Source organism: Thauera sp. K11, assembly GCF_002354895.1.
GTDB classification, from domain to species: domain Bacteria; phylum Pseudomonadota; class Gammaproteobacteria; order Burkholderiales; family Rhodocyclaceae; genus Thauera; species Thauera sinica.
In genome coordinates this window covers 1282408-1298489 of record NZ_CP023439.1, presented here as the reverse complement: position 1 = coordinate 1298489, position 16082 = coordinate 1282408, and the positions used below count along the sequence as shown (strand labels likewise).

Below are 16082 nucleotides of genomic sequence, written 5' to 3'. Positions count from 1 at the left end.
GAACGGCATCGGCCGGCTGTGCCAGGCGAGCGACAAGCTGGGGAGCACGCGCTACGCGTACGACGCCCGCGGCAACCTCGAGAGCGAGACGCGCACCATCGGCACGGTGAGCCTGACCACCCGCTACAGCTACGACGACGCCGACCGGCCGATCACCACGATCACCCCCTCGGGCAAGGTGCTCACCACGAGCCGCGATGCGGACGGGCGCATCGGCAAGGTCGCCGGGGACGTGGCGGGGACGCCGATCGATCTGGTCAAGGACGTGCAGACGGACGCCGCGGGCAACGTCACCGCGCAGACCTTCGGCAACGGCACGGGCCTGAGCCGGCAGTTCTCGGACGACGGCCTGCCCATCGGGCAAACGGTTACCCAGGCGACACGCCCCCAGGACGGCGACGTGCCGCTGCCGGCCTGGGCCCTGGCGCTGCTCGGTGCGGGGCTGCTCGGTGCGCTGGGACGGCGCCGCACGGCACTGGTACTGGTACTGGGCCTCGCGGCCATGCTCCTGCCGCACACTTCCACATGGGCCCGGGAAACCCTGACCTACGACGCCGACGGCAACATCGTCGAGCGCGCGAGCCCGGCCGGCACCACCACCTACGGCTACGACGCCCTCGGCCGCCTCGACAGCGAAGCCGGCCCCGCCAAGACCCAGTCGCTCGGCTACGATGCCAACGGCAACCGCACGAGCGACGCCGGTGGCAGCCACACCTACACGCCCCACACCAACCGCCCGGCCAGCGTCGCCGGCCAGGCGGTGAGCGTCGATGCCGCGGGCAACGTCACGCAGCTTCGCAACCTCGGCTTCGTCTGGAACCAGGCCGGCTACCTCGCCGAAGTGCGCCAGGGCACCCCGGCAGGCCCCCTGCTCGCCACCTACGACTACGACCACAAGGGCCGGCGGCTGAGAAAGAGCACCACGGCCGCCGCGCCCCAGGGCGCGACGACGACGCTCTACCTCTACGACCACGCCGACCGCCTGCTGGTCGAGGCTGACGGGGCGGGCACCCCGCGCATCACCTACGTCTGGCGCGACGACACCCCCGTCGCGCTGATCCGCCACGGCACGCCAGAGACGGTGCTGTACCTGGAGACAGATCACCTGAACACCCCGAGGGTGGCGCGCAACCAGGCCGGGCAGGTGGTGTGGCGGTGGGAATCGGATGCGTTCGGCAGCACGGCGGCGAACGAAGACCCCGCAGGCACAGGTACCAGCACGACGGTCAATCTGCGGTTTCCGGGGCAGTACTTCGATAAGGAATCAGGGCTCTTTTACAATCTGAACCGGTATTATGATCCGACGATCGGGCGGTACATCTCGCCGGATCCGATCGGGCTCGCGGGCGGCCTGAACTCGTTTGGGTACGCAAGTCAGAACCCGCTGAGCTTCACAGACCCCGATGGCTTACAGGCAACGGCTGTATTGGGCGGGTTCGGCGGTGGAAGTTCAGTAGCCGGAGCAGGCGCTACTGCCGGTCTTGGGGCGAGTGCCGCTGTCGCTGGCGCGGGGCTTGCTGGCTATGGTTTGGGTACGTTACTTTATCCATACGTCGAACCGGCAATATCCAAAGCTGTCGACTGGTGCATGAGCACTTCTGCTGATCGGGAGCAGAAATGCTGGGCTGCATACCAGGCGCAAATACGTATATGCAAAATGAGCCCAACGGCCGCAGCTCGGAAACAGTGTTATGCGCGAGCTGCTGACATTTACGGTGATTGCCTTCGGGGGAAAAATTGAGTTCATCCGCGAAAATGAATGTAATTGCTGAGCGCTCATTGGTCTTGGTGGAGAATGGGACCGGCCAGCGCAGGCCGGTTACAGTGAGGCTGGGACAGCCATATTGGATTGAGGAAGGCATTGAAGCTGCATGTCCCGTCCTGATCGAAGGCATGCTGAGTGGGGCTTCCGATATATATGGAATGGATTTGCTCGATGCGGTCGAGTGCGCAGTTAGGTTCGTTAACTCCTACTTGAAGGATAGTTCCGAAGGAAGTCTCTGCTGGCCTAGCGGAGAATCTTATGAAAGCGAGGGCGAATAGTACAAAGGGGCCGGGCTGCCGTTCCTTGGTTGTGGCAAATCGGGCGTCGTCACGCCCATCCGCCGCGGGATGGGCTATATTGATCTTTGACGTACCCAACCGGTAGCTAGGCCCGAAGGTCTTCAACGACGGGGAGTCGGCAATCCACGGTATGTCATTCCGCATCCTGGCAATCGTCCCGGCGGCTGGAGTTTCGGGCGGTTCTATCCAAGAATAGGTGATTCTCTCCCTCCGCCCAAGAGTCCCCCAGTCATCGCGGATGGTCCATATTGCCCTACACCTACAGTGGGCAACAATCCGAGACCCGGAGGGGGGAGGACAAATACCGATGGTGTCGGAGATCCGTATCAGACATTCGTAAGGAATTCTGGGCCAGGACCCTACACGATTGGCGAAACCGCCAGTGGTGGGACTAGGATATCTGCGCCGGGGCCAAATGGCAGAACAACTCAAATTCGCATCAATGCAGATGGATCCATTAGAGTCGATATTGCGCCTCCATCGCCGGCTCTGCCGGAAACGCTTCATTGGCCCCGGTAGGACATCGAAAGCGAGGTCGTCATGCAGAGTATGTGGTTAAGCTTGGAACCAAATGAACAGGAACTCCTGGCGACTATAGGGCGGAGTCTATGGAATTCTTGGTGTATCGATGAGTCTATGTTTCAGGAGTCATCAAACACATTTCGTGTGTCTGGAATTGTTGTTCGGACGCGCAATGTGATCGTGAGAATACGAAGTCTCGATGTGACCTTGCCCCATGGGGAGGATGAGGCATTTAGGCTTAAGATCGAACGTGACGTTCGGTCGCTGGCTACTCAAGAGCTAAGCGCTATTCAGATTGAAATGCCTAACTGCATGCCGAACGTGTCTGATGAACACCGTTTGTTTCTTGCATATCGAGAACACGATTATCAGTCCAAAGCAATTCTCGTCGGAGAGAGATTTTCCGTAGTTTCGCCAGACACCCTGATTATCAGGAGCGGTGAAAACCAAGTGATGATTCAATCGCACCTTATTCCTACTTGGTTACGCATTAGCTGCGATGCAGATGCGATTCAAGCTGCTATTGCTGCAGCCATTAGGCTTGAGATGTTCTGAACACCGCCATTACCAACGCGTACTGACCACGCGGCGGTCTGCAGCGGATCACCCGCCAACGGCAGTTTCACCGACTACCAGTACGACAGCGCCCACCGGCTCATCCGCGTGGACGACAGCCGCGGCTACACGCTGGACAACGCGGGCAACATGCCGCAGACAAACTGGGCCAACCCGGATGCGTCGGTCGCGCACAGCCAGCGCTTCGCCTTCAATACGCTGGGCCGCCTGCAGCACCTGATCGAGACCCGCAACGGCGAGGACGTCTCGACGCTCCGCGGCTACGACGCCAACGGCAACCGCACGAGCGACGCCGGCGGCAGCCACACCTACACGCCCCACACCAACCGCCCGGCCAGCGTCGCCGGCCAGGCGGTGAGCGTCGATGCCGCGGGCAACGTCACGCAGCTTCGCAACCTCGGCTTCGTCTGGAACCAGGCGGGCTACCTCGCCGAAGTGCGCCAGGGCACCCCGGCAGGCCCCCTGCTCGCCACCTACGACTACGACCACAAGGGCCGGCGGGCGAGAAAGAGCACCACGGCCGCCGCGCCCCAGGGCGCGACGACGACGCTCTACCTCTACGACCACGCCGACCGCCTGCTGGTCGAGGCTGACGGGGCGGGAAACCCAAGAATCACCTACGTCTGGCGCGAGGACACTCCAATCGCGCTGATCCGCCACGGCACACCAGAGACGGTGCTGTACCTGGAGACGGATCACCTGAACACCCCGAGGGCTGCGCGCAACCAGGCCGGGCAGGTGGTGTGGCGGTGGGAATCGGATGCGTTCGGCAGCACGGCGGCGAACGAAGACCCCGCGGGCACAGGTACCAGCACGACGGTCAATCTGCGGTTTCCGGGGCAGTACTTCGACAAGGAATCGGGGCTCTTTTACAATTGGAATCGGTACTATGATCCGACGATCGGGCGGTACATCTCGCCCGATCCTATTGGGCTCGACGGCGGCCTGAACTTGTTTGGGTATGCAAATCAAAATCCGCTCCGATACTCAGACCCAACAGGGGAGGCGGCTACGCTGAGTTGGTGCTTGGGAGGGCCAATTGCGTGCGCTGCGGGCGTTGGTTCGTTAATTCTTATGTCACCGCCCGGGCAGAAGACACTCAAATCTGCGGGCAAAGCAATCGCTGATCTATGCAACGGGAACGATGATGACGACAAGCCTGATTGCCGGAAAGCCAGCAAGTGGGATCTTGTGCAGGCGGGGATACTGGATGAGCATGCTTATAAACGGGAAAACGGTGCTGTGCCAGAATCCCGCTACGACATCTGCAAGTGCAAGGACGGCACAATTCGCATTGCTGCTGTCGGGATGTGCGGTAAGACAAGTGATTTCTGGCACTGATCATGTTTAGGATACTCGGCCAAATATCAATTTATGGCAGGAAAGCCAGTGTTGATCGGTGTGCGTTAGCTGCACCAATTCCGGGATCGACAATTACGCAAATTGGATTAATGCGGAAGATTCCTGACGTAGATTCATGGTGTTATGCCTCACCTTGGTACCGCTTCCATCTTGACTTGATTGATGCCGAAGTGCGCGATTTCATTGCGGCTCATGCGCAACTTGCTGGTGCTTTTTCGGCTTGTGATACCGGAATAGACTATGCTTTTTTTACGCTGTGCCCAGTCGAGCAAAGTGATGAGGAGTGCTTTGCATGTGTGTTGGACCGTGAAACTCTACAGGCACTTTCTGGCTTGGGGGTGGGGCTTCAAATTGCACCAGCACTTGTAATGCCGGATGTGCCTTATTGGGTAGGCGAAAAGGTGCCGGGTTCGGATTAAACCTTTATTGAGGGGGGAACGGCCCGCCTTCTACCAACCAAGCCCCCGGCGTTGGCGGCATTTGAGGGTGGCAATCGTCGTCGCGCCCTTGAATCCCGGATGATCCCTGCGCCGTACTGCAAGGGCTTCTGCGGACATCGTGTCTGCCCAGCCTTCAGCGGCGATCTCCATCACCCTGAAGCCCAGCCCTGCTGGCGTCGCAGTCGTTACCTGCCTTGTAGATTCCCGGCTTTGGTCGGGTCCGGCCATCGCATCGGTCGTGAGACTTGTTCAGCCGCTCGGCTGAATGCAGTGCTGTCCGTGCCGTGCCACCTTCGGGTGGATCGGCATCGAGCGAAGGCCCCGTTCGCAAGAATCGTGGGCCTTCCTTTTGCGCGTGCCGCCCCGTGCGGCGCCGAGCCCCCTCGGCCGCAGGGCGTCAGCAGTATGACTGCCGGCTGTGGCCAATTCCCTATAGCGAAACGTGGCGACGGTGTTGACCGGCGCTCGCTTCACCTCGTCGTCGGCCGATGCAATTGCGGTCGTGCGGCAGGGCGGCACAGCGAGCCCGGGTAGCCCGTCGCCACCGCGCGCGCGTCGTCACTAGGAGCAGCGCGGCTAGTGACGACGCGACTACCACCGCCCGCGGATTCCGCCAGCCCCTGAGGCGCGCGGCCTCCCGAAGCGGGTGGATCGGTAGAAAGGCGATGGCGGCGCATGACGCCGCCGCGTGACGGGCCCCTGGGCCCGATCCCCGAGGTCCCGAACCTCGTTTCCCTCGAACGCAACCGCAGCCCAACTGCCGTTGCCGGCTGATCCCCGGACGGATCACCTTCGCGCCTGATCAGCGCTCCTCGGACCCTGGGTGAATGGTCCTCCCGGTGATGCGTTTCCACCGAAACGCCCCGGGATGCCAAGGCGCGTGCAGCGCCGGCAAGCCGCACAACCCCTGCACACAACGGGAGAGGTGTCCCGTGCTCAGCAATCTTCCACCTGCCCGGTTACGGCCAGCAGGTCGAGCAGAAACACTTATTGGACCAACCCCGATGCCTCGATCGCGCGCAGCCAGCGCTTCGCCTTCGATGCATTGGGCCGCCTGCAGCACCTGATCGAGACCCGCAACGGCGAGGACGTCTCGACGCTGTACGGCTACGACGCCAACGGCAACCGCACGAGCGACGCCAGCTTCCGGGGCAAGACCACCACCACCGAGTACGACGGCCTGGACCGCCCGCTGCGGATCGCCGATCCGCTCGCCGGCCTCACCCAGCTCGCCTACGACGGCCAGGACCGCCTGACCGGCCTCACCGCGCCCAACCAGGTCGCGACCGGCTTCACCATCGACGGCCTGGGCAACGTACAGGAAACATCGGCCGACCGCGGCAGCCGGCCGGCCACCTTCGATGCGGCAGGCAACCTCAAGACCCTGAGCGACGGGCGCGGCACCACCGCGAGCTTCACCTACGACGCGCTCAACCGCCCGCTCACCGTCGCCTACCCGCAAAGCGGAGAGAACGTCACCTACACCTGGGACACCGGCTGCGCGAACGGCATCGGCCGGCTGTGCCAGGCGAGCGACAAGCTGGGGAGCACGCGCTACGCGTACGACGCCCGCGGCAACCTCGAGAGCGAGACCCGCACCATCGGCACGGTGAGCCTGACCACCCGATACACCTACGACGACGCCGACCGGCCGATCACCACGATCACCCCCTCGGGCAAGGTGCTCACCACGAGCCGCGATGCGGACGGGCGCATCGGCAAGGTCGCCGGGGACGTGGCGGGGACGCCGATCGATCTGGTCAAGGACGTGCAGACGGACGCCGCGGGCAACGTCACCGCGCAGACCTTCGGCAACGGCACGGGCCTGAGCCGGCAGTTCTCGGACGACGGCCTGCCCATCGGACAAACGGTTACCCAGGCGACACGCCCCCAGGACGGCGACGTGCCGCTGCCGGCCTGGGCCCTGGCGCTGCTCGGTGCGGGGCTGCTCGGTGCGCTGGGACGGCGCCGCACGGCACTGGTACTGGTACTGGGCCTCGCGGCCATGCTCCTGCCGCACACGTCCACATGGGCCCGGGAAACCCTGACCTACGACGCCGACGGCAACATCGTCGAGCGCGCGAGCCCGAGCGGCACCACCACCTACGGCTACGACGCCCTCGGCCGCCTCGACAGCGAAGCCGGCCCCGCCAAGACCCAGTCGCTCGGCTACGACGCCAACGGCAACCGCACGAGCGACGCCGGTGGCAGCCACACCTACACGCCCCACACCAACCGCCCGGCCAGCGTCGCCGGCCAGGCGGTGAGCGTCGATGCCGCGGGCAACGTCACGCAGCTTCGCAACCTCGGCTTCGTCTGGAACCAGGCCGGCTACCTCGCCGAAGTGCGCCAGGGCACCCCGGCCGGTCCCTTGCTCGCCACCTACGACTACGACCACAAGGGCCGGCGGCTGAGAAAGAGCACCACGGCCGCCGCGCCCCAGGGCGCGACGACGACGCTCTACCTCTACGACCACGCCGACCGCCTGCTGGTCGAGGCTGACGGGGCGGGCACCCCGCGCATCACCTACGTCTGGCGCGACGACACCCCCGTCGCGCTGATCCGCCACGGCACGCCAGAGACGGTGCTGTACCTGGAGACAGATCACCTGAACACCCCGAGGGTGGCGCGCAACCAGGCCGGGCAGGTGGTGTGGCGGTGGGAATCGGATGCCTTCGGCAGCACGGCGGCGAACGAAGACCCCGCGGGCACAGGTACCAGCACGACGGTCAATCTGCGGTTTCCCGGCCAGTACTTCGATAGAGAATCAGGGCTCTTTTACAATTGGAATCGGTACTATGATCCGACGATCGGGCGGTACATCTCGCCCGATCCGATCGGCCTCGCGGGGGGCCTGAACTTGTTCGGGTACGCGAATCAAAGCCCGCTGAGGTTCACCGATCCGAAAGGCTTGGTCGCAGGGGTAGATGACGCAATGCTGCTTGGCGGAATTCTCATAGTTGGTGCTGCTATGAGTACTCCACAGGGGCAAGCTGCAGTCCAACAGATTGGCAATGCCATCAAGGAGATGTGCAAACCCAGCGAGGAATTCTGCAGAAAGCGCAAGAACTACTGCATTACATTCTGCCAGTATGAACTCGACATGCCTGGCAGAACGGATAATGTTGGGCCATACCGTGCCTGTATTCGGCGTTGCATGAATGCAGTTGGGTGCGATTACTAAGAACCTGTTCACGATCTTTCCCCCATTGGGCAAACTCCCCGGATGCGAGAGAAGACCTATCGGAGTGACATGAGTCGTGATCGATTCGAGCAGATTCTTCCGATTCTGGAACAAGCACGCAAGCGTACCAAGCCACGCAGAGTGGATCTGTACGAGGTGTGGTGCGCGGTGTTGTACCTGCTGCGTACGGGCTGCCAGTGGCGAGCGCTGCCCAGCGATTTTCCGAAATGGCGAACCGTGCACTCGTACTTTGCCAAGTGGAGCGAGCCGGATGAGAACGGCGTGAGCCTGCTTGAGCGGGCGCTCAAAAAATCAGGTTGGCGCGGCCCGCGAGAAACAGGGACGCAACGCTTGCAGCAGGTTCTTGATCGTGGACGCGCAGAGCGTGAAGAACACTGACACGGCGGGTCAGAAGGGTTATGACGCGGGCAAGAAGGTCTCGGGAATCAAACGGCACATCGCGGTGGACACGCAAGGCTTGCCGCACGCCATCGCGGTGACGACAGCGGAAGTGACCGACCGCAAGGGTGCGCTACGAGCGTTGGAGCGGTGCAAGCCTGGCTTGAAGCGAGTGGAAAGCTTGCTGGGCGACAGCGGCTACAGCGGTAAACCGTTCGCCCAGGGTGTAGGAGACATCTTGGGCGAACAGGTCACGGTGCAGATCGCCAAGCGCAGTGAGTTGCATACCTTCAAGGTCATGCCCAAGCGCTGGATCGTCGAGCGCAGCTTTGCCTGGCTTGAGAAGAATCGAAGACTGTGGAAGAACTGCGAGCGCAAGCTCAACACCAGCTTGCAATTCATCCACCTGGCCTTCTTGGTGCTATTGCTTAAAAGATCGTGAACAGGTTCTAAGGAGTAATGAATGAATCGTACGGAAGCAGAGAGGATTCACGCGCTGGTGTCTGAAATGTTCGAGCGAGCAAATGATGTGCTCTACATCGTCAACAATTCAGAGGACGCGCAGTTTCGGAAAAAGACACAGCAAGCGATTGGGATGGTGGTTGCTGAGATGGACCTAGAGCTCTTGGAGCCCTTGTACAAGGAGTTTCCAGATCTTCGCCCTCCGGAAATGGAAGAGATCAAAACCTAAGAATTATATTCTTATGTCAAAAAAATAACCCGTAAAGCCACTCTCCCGCTGCCTTTAGCGGCGAGTGGCTGCTACGAGAAAGGCCGTTGATGCGGCCTTTCGTTTCGTCCGGCACCCTGCCATTGCCACGCACAATCGCCGGCAAACCCCGGCGAAGTCGTCATCGCCACTTGACGCGCCCCGGCCCGAGTCGTCCAATGAAGGCTGCATTAAGGCTCCTTGTCCTGCGCCATCGCGGCGCAAAAAGGCGTAGCGCTCGTTACGCGCCTTTCAAGTTCAGCTGATCCTGAATCGGCGTGCGTGGCTCCCGAGGCCGCGCTGTGCAGTTCTTCACTGTTCCTGGTGCGTATGCACCTTGCTGAATCGCCGCGCGGCGCGACCGTCGGCGATGTTCTCCCGTGCACGCGCAAGTTCGCGTGCGCCAATCTCCCTGCACCGGCGTCGGGCCGGCAACATCGATCGCCGCCCGGTGTGCGCGCCGATCGGCTGTGCCCCGGCACCCGGCTGAGCCAGCGCCGCGCGTCGTCACTAGGAGCAGCGCGGCTAGTGACGACGCGCCGACCACCGCCCGCAGATTCCGCCAGCCCCTGAGGCACGCGGTCTCCCGAAGCGGGTGGATCGGTAGAAAGGCGATGGTGGCGCATGACGCCGCCGCGTGACGGGCCCCTGAGCCCGATCCCCGAGGTCCCGAACCTCGTTTCCCTCGAACGCAACCGCAGCCCAACTGCCGTTGCCGGCTGATCCCCGGACGGATCACCTTCGCGCCTGATCAGCGCTCCTCGGCCCCTGGGTGAATGGTCCTCCCGGTGATGCGTTTCCACCGAAACGCCCCGGGATGCCAAGGCACGTGCAGCGCCGGCAAGCCGCACAACCCCTCCACACAACGGGAGTGGTGTCCCGTGCTCAGCAATCTTCCACCTGCCCGGTTACGGCCAGCAGGTCGAGCAGAAACACTTATTGGACCAACCCGGATGCCTCGGTCGCGCGCAGCCAGCGCTTCGCCTTCGATGCATTGGGCCGCCTGCAGCACCTGATCGAGACCCGCAACGGCGAGGACGTCTCGACGCTGTACGGCTACGACGCCAACGGCAACCGCACGAGCGACGCCAGCTTCCGGGGCAAGACCACCACCACCGAGTACGACGGCCTGGACCGTCCGCTGCGGATCGCCGATCCGCTCGCCGGCCTCACCCAGCTCGCCTACGACGGCCAGGACCGCCTGACCGGCCTCACCGCGCCCAACCAGGCCGCGACCAGCTTCACCGTCGACGGGCTGGGCAACGTCCAGGAAACATCGGCCGACCGCGGCAGCCGGCCGGCCACCTTCGATGCGGCGGGCAACCTCAAGACCCTGAGCGACGGGCGCGGCACCACCGCGAGCTTCACCTACGACGCGCTCAACCGCCCGCTCACCGTCGCCTACCCCCAAAGCGGAGAGAACGTCACCTACACTTGGGACACCGGCTGCGCGAACGGCATCGGCCGGCTGTGCCAGGCGAGCGACAAGCTGGGGAGCACGCGCTACGCGTACGACGCCCGCGGCAACCTCGAGAGCGAGACCCGCACCATCGGCACGGTGAGCCTGACCACCCGGTACACCTACGACGACGCCGACCGGCCGATCACCACGATCACCCCCTCGGGCAAGGTGCTCACCACGAGCCGCGATGCGGACGGGCGCATCGGCAAGGTCGCCGGGGACGTGGCGGGGACGCCGATCGATCTGGTCAAGGACGTGCAGACGGACGCCGCGGGCAACGTCACCGCGCAGACCTTCGGCAACGGCACGGGCCTGAGCCGGCAGTTCTCGGACGACGGCCTGCCCATCGGACAAACGGTTACCCAGGCGACACGCCCCCAGGACGGCGACGTGCCGCTGCCGGCCTGGGCCCTGGCGCTGCTCGGTGCGGGGCTGCTCGGTGCGCTGGGACGGCGCCGCGCGGCACTGGTACTGGTACTGGGCCTCGCGGCCATGCTCCTGCCGCACACTGCCACATGGGCCCGGGAAACCCTGACCTACGACGCCGACGGCAACATCGTCGAGCGCGCGAGCCCGAGCGGCACCACCACCTACGGCTACGACGCCCTCGGCCGCCTCGGCAGCGAAGCCGGCCCCGCCAAGACCCAGTCGCTCGGCTACGACGCCAACGGCAACCGCACGAGCGACGCCGGCGGCAGCCACACCTACACGCCCCACACCAACCGCCCGGCCAGCGTCGCCGGCCAGGCGGTGAGCGTCGATGCCGCGGGCAACGTCACGCAGCTTCGCAACCTCGGCTTCGTCTGGAACCAGGCCGGCTACCTCGCCGAAGTGCGCCAGGGCACCCCGGCCGGTCCCTTGCTCGCCACCTACGACTACGACCACAAGGGCCGGCGGCTGAGAAAGAGCACCACGGCCGCCGCGCCCCAGGGCGCGACGACGACGCTCTACCTCTACGACCACGCCGACCGCCTGCTGGTCGAGGCTGACGGGGCGGGCACCCCGCGCATCACCTACGTCTGGCGCGACGACACCCCCGTCGCGCTGATCCGCCACGGCACGCCAGAGACGGTGCTGTACCTGGAGACAGATCACCTGAACACCCCGAGGGTGGCGCGCAACCAGGCCGGGCAGGTGGTGTGGCGGTGGGAATCGGATGCCTTCGGCAGCACGGCGGCGAACGAAGACCCCGCGGGCACAGGTACCAGCACGACGGTCAATCTGCGGTTTCCAGGACAGTACTTCGATAAGGAATCAGGGCTCTTTTACAATTGGAAGCGGTACTATGATCCGACGATCGGGCGTTACATCTCGCCCGATCCGATCGGGCTCGCGGGCGGCCTAAATTTGTTTGGGTACGCGAAGCAGAATCCGCTGACCTTTACCGATCCAAGAGGCGAGAACGCGGCGGCTGTCGTCGTTGGTGGCAGCGTGTTGATTGTTGGTGGCGCGATCTACATGTCCGGGCCATCGGGCAAAAAGGTGATCAAGAGCATCGCGCAGAAAATCAAGGAACTGTGCACGCCCGATGACAAGGATCCATGCGAGGAGCAGCAGGAACTGGAAGAAGCAGCTTGCAGCAAATATTTTGGCCACTGGTCCTATGGAGGCTGCATAGAACGCGCTCGCATCCGCGGCGACATGTGCCGCCGGAAGCAACCAGATCCGCCGCCTCCTTGGAGTGATGCTGACGTAGACGGCTGGGCACCACCTCCTGCACCGAGAGGTAACTGGCGATGACGAGAGATGAGCACGCTGCCTTAATTGCTGAGTTGGCTACGCTGAGAAGTCAGCGTGTCAAGTCCCGGTTCGGCTCCGTTCCAGGGAGTGTTCCTCGGTTAGAGCAGTTGCTGGCGGCATCAACCTCGGACGAGGACCGCGCCGTTTTGTATACGCTGCTCGCAAGCGAATGTTCTAAGGCAAGGAACGATTCGCTTTACATCGACTGCCTGCGCCGACGTATCCACGACTTGCCAAGTGATCCGATGGCACATGCGGGCCTTGCGATCACTCTTGGCATGATCGAACCTTCTAGTAGTAATGAGGCGATCGCAATCGCTGAGAAGGCGCTCGATGTGGCCAAGTCCCAAGATCGTTTAGTGAGATATTGCGCCACCAACCTAGCGCGCCTCGGGTTGATGCTTGATGACTACACTGTGCTTGAGCGGGCACTGACTGAGCTTGTTGGGGATGCGGGGAGCGATCGTTCGGAAGACATTCGCTACGAATTTGACTTCGTCGACAAAATCGACGTTCAGCGCTTTGATGTTGGGCTGTTGGCGCGATATAAAGAGCTGGCCCAGTAGCTGCCACACGCAATCGCCGGCAAACCCCGGTGAATACGTTATCGCCCCTTGACGCGTACCGGCCCGAGTCGTCCAATGAAGGCTGCGTCAAGGCTCCTTGTCCTGCACCATCGCGGCGCGAAAAGGCGTAGCGCTCGTTACGCGCCTATAGAGTTCCGCCGATCCTGAATCGGCGAGCGTAGCCTCCTACGGTTGCGCTGTGCATCTCCTCACTGTTCCTAGTGCGTCTGCACCTTGCTGGATCGTCACGTGGCTCGACCGTCGGTGGTGATCCTCCGTGCACGCGCCCCATCGCGTGCGCCAATCTCCCTGCACCGGCGTCGGGCCGGCAACATCGATCGCCGCCCGGTGTGCGCGCCGATCGGCTGTGCCCCGGCACCCGGCTGAGCCAGCGCCGCGCGTCGTCACTAGGAGCAGCGCGGCTAGTGACGACGCGCCTACCACCGCCCGTAGGTTCCGCCAGCCCCTGAGGCGCGCGGCCTCCCAAAGCGGGGGGATCGGTAGAAAGGCAATGGCGGCGCATGACGCCGCCGCGTGACGGGCCCCTGGGCCCGATCCCCGAGGTCCCGAACCTCGTTTCCCTCGAACGCAACCGCAGCCCAACTGCCGTTGCCGGCTGATCCCCGGACGGATCACCTTCGCGCCTGATCAGCGCTCCTCGGCCCCTGGGTGAATGGTCCTCCCGGTGATGCGTTTCCACCGAAACGCCCCGGGATGCCAAGGCACGTGCAGCGCCGGCAAGCCGCACAACCCCTCCACACAACGGGAGTGGTGTCCCGTGCTCAGCAATCTTCCACCTGCCCGGTTACGGCCAGCAGGTCGAGCAGAAACACTTATTGGACCAACCCGGATGCCTCGGTCGCGCGCAGCCAGCGCTTCGCCTTCGATGCATTGGGCCGCCTGCAGCACCTGATCGAGACCCGCAACGGCGAGGACGTCTCGACGCTGTACGGCTACGACGCCAACGGCAACCGCACGAGCGACGCCAGCTTCCGGGGCAAGACCACCACCACCGAGTACGACGGCCTGGACCGCCCGCTGCGGATCACCGATCCGCTCGCCGGCCTCACCCAGCTCGCCTACGACGGCCAGGACCGCCTGACCGGCCTCACCGCGCCCAACCAGGCCGCGACCGGCTTCACCGTCGACGGCCTGGGCAACGTCCAGGAAACGTCCGCCGACCGCGGCAGCCGGCCGGCCACCTTCGATGCGGCAGGCAACCTCAAGACCCTGAGCGACGGGCGCGGCACCACCGCGAGCTTCACCTACGACGCGCTCAACCGCCCGCTCACCGTCGCTTACCCCCAAAGCGGAGAGAACGTCACCTACACCTGGGACACCGGCTGCGCGAACGGCATCGGCCGGCTGTGCCAGGCGAGCGACAAGCTGGGGAGCACGCGCTACGCGTACGACGCCCGCGGCAACCTCGAGAGCGAGACGCGCACCATCGGCACGGTGAGCCTGACCACCCGGTACACCTACGACGACGCCGACCGGCCGATCACCACGATCACCCCCTCGGGCAAGGTGCTCACCACGAGCCGCGATGCGGACGGGCGCATCGGCAAGGTCGCCGGGGACGTGGCGGGGACGCCGATCGATCTGGTCAAGGACGTGCAGACGGACGCCGCGGGCAACGTCACCGCGCAGACCTTCGGCAACGGCACGGGCCTGAGCCGGCAGTTCTCGGACGACGGCCTGCCCATCGGGCAAACGGTTACCCAGGCGACACGCCCCCAGGACGGCGACGTGCCGCTGCCGGCCTGGGCCCTGGCGCTGCTCGGTGCGGGGCTGCTCGGTGCGCTGGGACGGCGCCGCACGGCACTGGTACTGGTACTGGGCCTCGCGGCCATGCTCCTGCCGCACACTTCCACATGGGCCCGGGAAACCCTGACCTACGACGCCGACGGCAACATCGTCGAGCGCGCGAGCCCGGCCGGCACCACCACCTACGGCTACGACGCCCTCGGCCGCCTCGACAGCGAAGCCGGCCCCGCCAAGACCCAGTCGCTCGGCTACGATGCCAACGGCAACCGCACGAGCGACGCCGGTGGCAGCCACACCTACACGCCCCACACCAACCGCCCGGCCAGCGTCGCCGGCCAGGCGGTGAGCGTCGATGCCGCGGGCAACGTCACGCAGCTTCGCAACCTCGGCTTCGTCTGGAACCAGGCCGGCTACCTCGCCGAAGTGCGCCAGGGCACCCCGGCAGGCCCCCTGCTCGCCACCTACGACTACGACCACAAGGGCCGGCGGCTGAGAAAGAGCACCACGGCCGCCGCGCCCCAGGGCGCGACGACGACGCTCTACCTCTACGACCACGCCGACCGCCTGCTGGTCGAGGCTGACGGGGCGGGCACCCCGCGCATCACCTACGTCTGGCGCGACGACACCCCCGTCGCGCTGATCCGCCACGGCACGCCAGAGACGGTGCTGTACCTGGAGACAGATCACCTGAACACCCCGAGGGTGGCGCGCAACCAGGCCGGGCAGGTGGTGTGGCGGTGGGAATCGGATGCGTTCGGCAGCACGGCGGCGAACGCAGACCCCGCGGGCACAGGTACCAGCACGACGGTCAATCTGCGGTTGCCGGGGCAGTACTTCGATAAGGAATCAGGGCTCTTTTACAATTGGAAGCGGTACTATGATCCGACGATCGGGCGTTACATCTCGCCCGATCCGATCGGGATCGCGGGTGGCTTAAATTTGTTTGGATACGCCAAACAAAACCCACTGAGGTTTATAGACCCTGATGACCTTTCTCCCGATCCACTCAATTCATCAGGTGAGTCGCGAGGCTTGCCGGGAGTGCCGACGTCGTTCGATGTATTTTTCCAGGTGCTCCTGCGAATGACGTCTTTGTTAAGAGCACAATGCAGGCGATCAATGCGATATCGCAGATGTGCAAAGATAGCATTGAGGAATGTCGGCAAAAGTGTGACGCCGCTAACCAAGTTCAGGTGGAGATTTGCAAGATGGCTCCGACGAGACGAGCCAGAGAAGCATGTTATTCCCGAGCAAATGAGTTGTCCGGCCAGTGCCTAAAGAACTGCAAGTA

Annotated in this window: 11 protein-coding genes; all 11 read left to right on the top strand. The window is 63.8% G+C overall.

The window, feature by feature from the left end:
• Nucleotides 1-106: 106 nt before the first annotated feature.
• The 11 genes from CCZ27_RS24530 (at nt 107) to CCZ27_RS05650 (ending at nt 16069) form a co-directional block, all read left to right on the top strand.
• The gene (locus CCZ27_RS24530) at nt 107-1741 is read left to right on the top strand and encodes an RHS repeat-associated core domain-containing protein (RefSeq protein WP_096446359.1); all 1635 of its coding nucleotides are present in this window, start codon (nt 107-109) and stop codon (nt 1739-1741) included.
• A 14-nt stretch (nt 1742-1755) separates the two neighbouring features.
• Entirely contained in the window at nt 1756-2043 is a 288-nt protein-coding gene (locus CCZ27_RS24705) for a DUF6968 family protein (protein ID WP_385961635.1), read from the top strand.
• 744 nt (nt 2044-2787) lie between these two features.
• Nucleotides 2788-3141: a hypothetical protein gene (locus CCZ27_RS23350; protein WP_157748463.1), complete on the top strand. Its 354-nt coding sequence runs from the start codon at nt 2788-2790 to the stop codon at nt 3139-3141.
• A gap of 108 nt (nt 3142-3249) precedes the next feature.
• Nucleotides 3250-4503: an RHS repeat domain-containing protein gene (locus CCZ27_RS05680; protein ID WP_096446357.1), complete on the top strand. Its 1254-nt coding sequence runs from the start codon at nt 3250-3252 to the stop codon at nt 4501-4503.
• Nucleotides 4504-4505: 2 nt separating this feature from the next.
• Entirely contained in the window at nt 4506-4943 is a 438-nt protein-coding gene (locus tag CCZ27_RS23345) for a hypothetical protein (protein WP_157748462.1), read from the top strand.
• 946 nt (nt 4944-5889) lie between these two features.
• Nucleotides 5890-8148 (top strand): RHS repeat-associated core domain-containing protein, encoded by a 2259-nt coding sequence (locus CCZ27_RS05675; RefSeq protein WP_198363275.1) that lies wholly within the window; start codon nt 5890-5892, stop codon nt 8146-8148.
• A gap of 42 nt (nt 8149-8190) precedes the next feature.
• Nucleotides 8191-8989, top strand: a protein-coding gene (locus CCZ27_RS05670; protein ID WP_096446353.1) for an IS5 family transposase whose coding sequence is annotated in 2 segments (ribosomal slippage) — nt 8191-8462 and nt 8461-8989 — 801 coding nt in all. Because the reading frame shifts where the segments join, the coding sequence is not laid out codon by codon here.
• A 21-nt stretch (nt 8990-9010) separates the two neighbouring features.
• Nucleotides 9011-9238, top strand: a complete 228-nt coding sequence (locus CCZ27_RS05665; RefSeq protein ID WP_157748461.1) for a hypothetical protein — start codon at nt 9011-9013, stop codon at nt 9236-9238.
• A gap of 892 nt (nt 9239-10130) precedes the next feature.
• Nucleotides 10131-12458, top strand: a complete 2328-nt coding sequence (locus tag CCZ27_RS05660) for an RHS repeat-associated core domain-containing protein (RefSeq protein WP_198363274.1) — start codon at nt 10131-10133, stop codon at nt 12456-12458.
• Entirely contained in the window at nt 12455-13024 is a 570-nt protein-coding gene (locus CCZ27_RS23340; RefSeq protein ID WP_157748460.1) for a hypothetical protein, read from the top strand. Before CCZ27_RS05660 ends, CCZ27_RS23340 begins: the two co-directional genes overlap by 4 nt.
• Before the next feature lie 771 nt (nt 13025-13795).
• The gene (locus CCZ27_RS05650; protein WP_198363273.1) at nt 13796-16069 is read left to right on the top strand and encodes an RHS repeat-associated core domain-containing protein; all 2274 of its coding nucleotides are present in this window, start codon (nt 13796-13798) and stop codon (nt 16067-16069) included.
• The last annotated feature ends 13 nt before the right edge of the window (nt 16070-16082 follow it).

Bases quoted from the DNA above. Each gene is read 5' to 3' on its own strand.
- CCZ27_RS05665 (WP_157748461.1), top strand. From the start codon at position 9,011: ATGAATCGTACGGAAGCAGAGAGGATTCACGCGCTGGTGTCTGAAATG.
- CCZ27_RS23340 (WP_157748460.1), top strand. From the start codon at position 12,455: ATGACGAGAGATGAGCACGCTGCCTTAATTGCTGAGTTGGCTACGCTG.
- CCZ27_RS24705 (WP_385961635.1), top strand. From the start codon at position 1,756: ATGAATGTAATTGCTGAGCGCTCATTGGTCTTGGTGGAGAATGGGACC.
- CCZ27_RS23345 (WP_157748462.1), top strand. From the start codon at position 4,506: ATGTTTAGGATACTCGGCCAAATATCAATTTATGGCAGGAAAGCCAGT.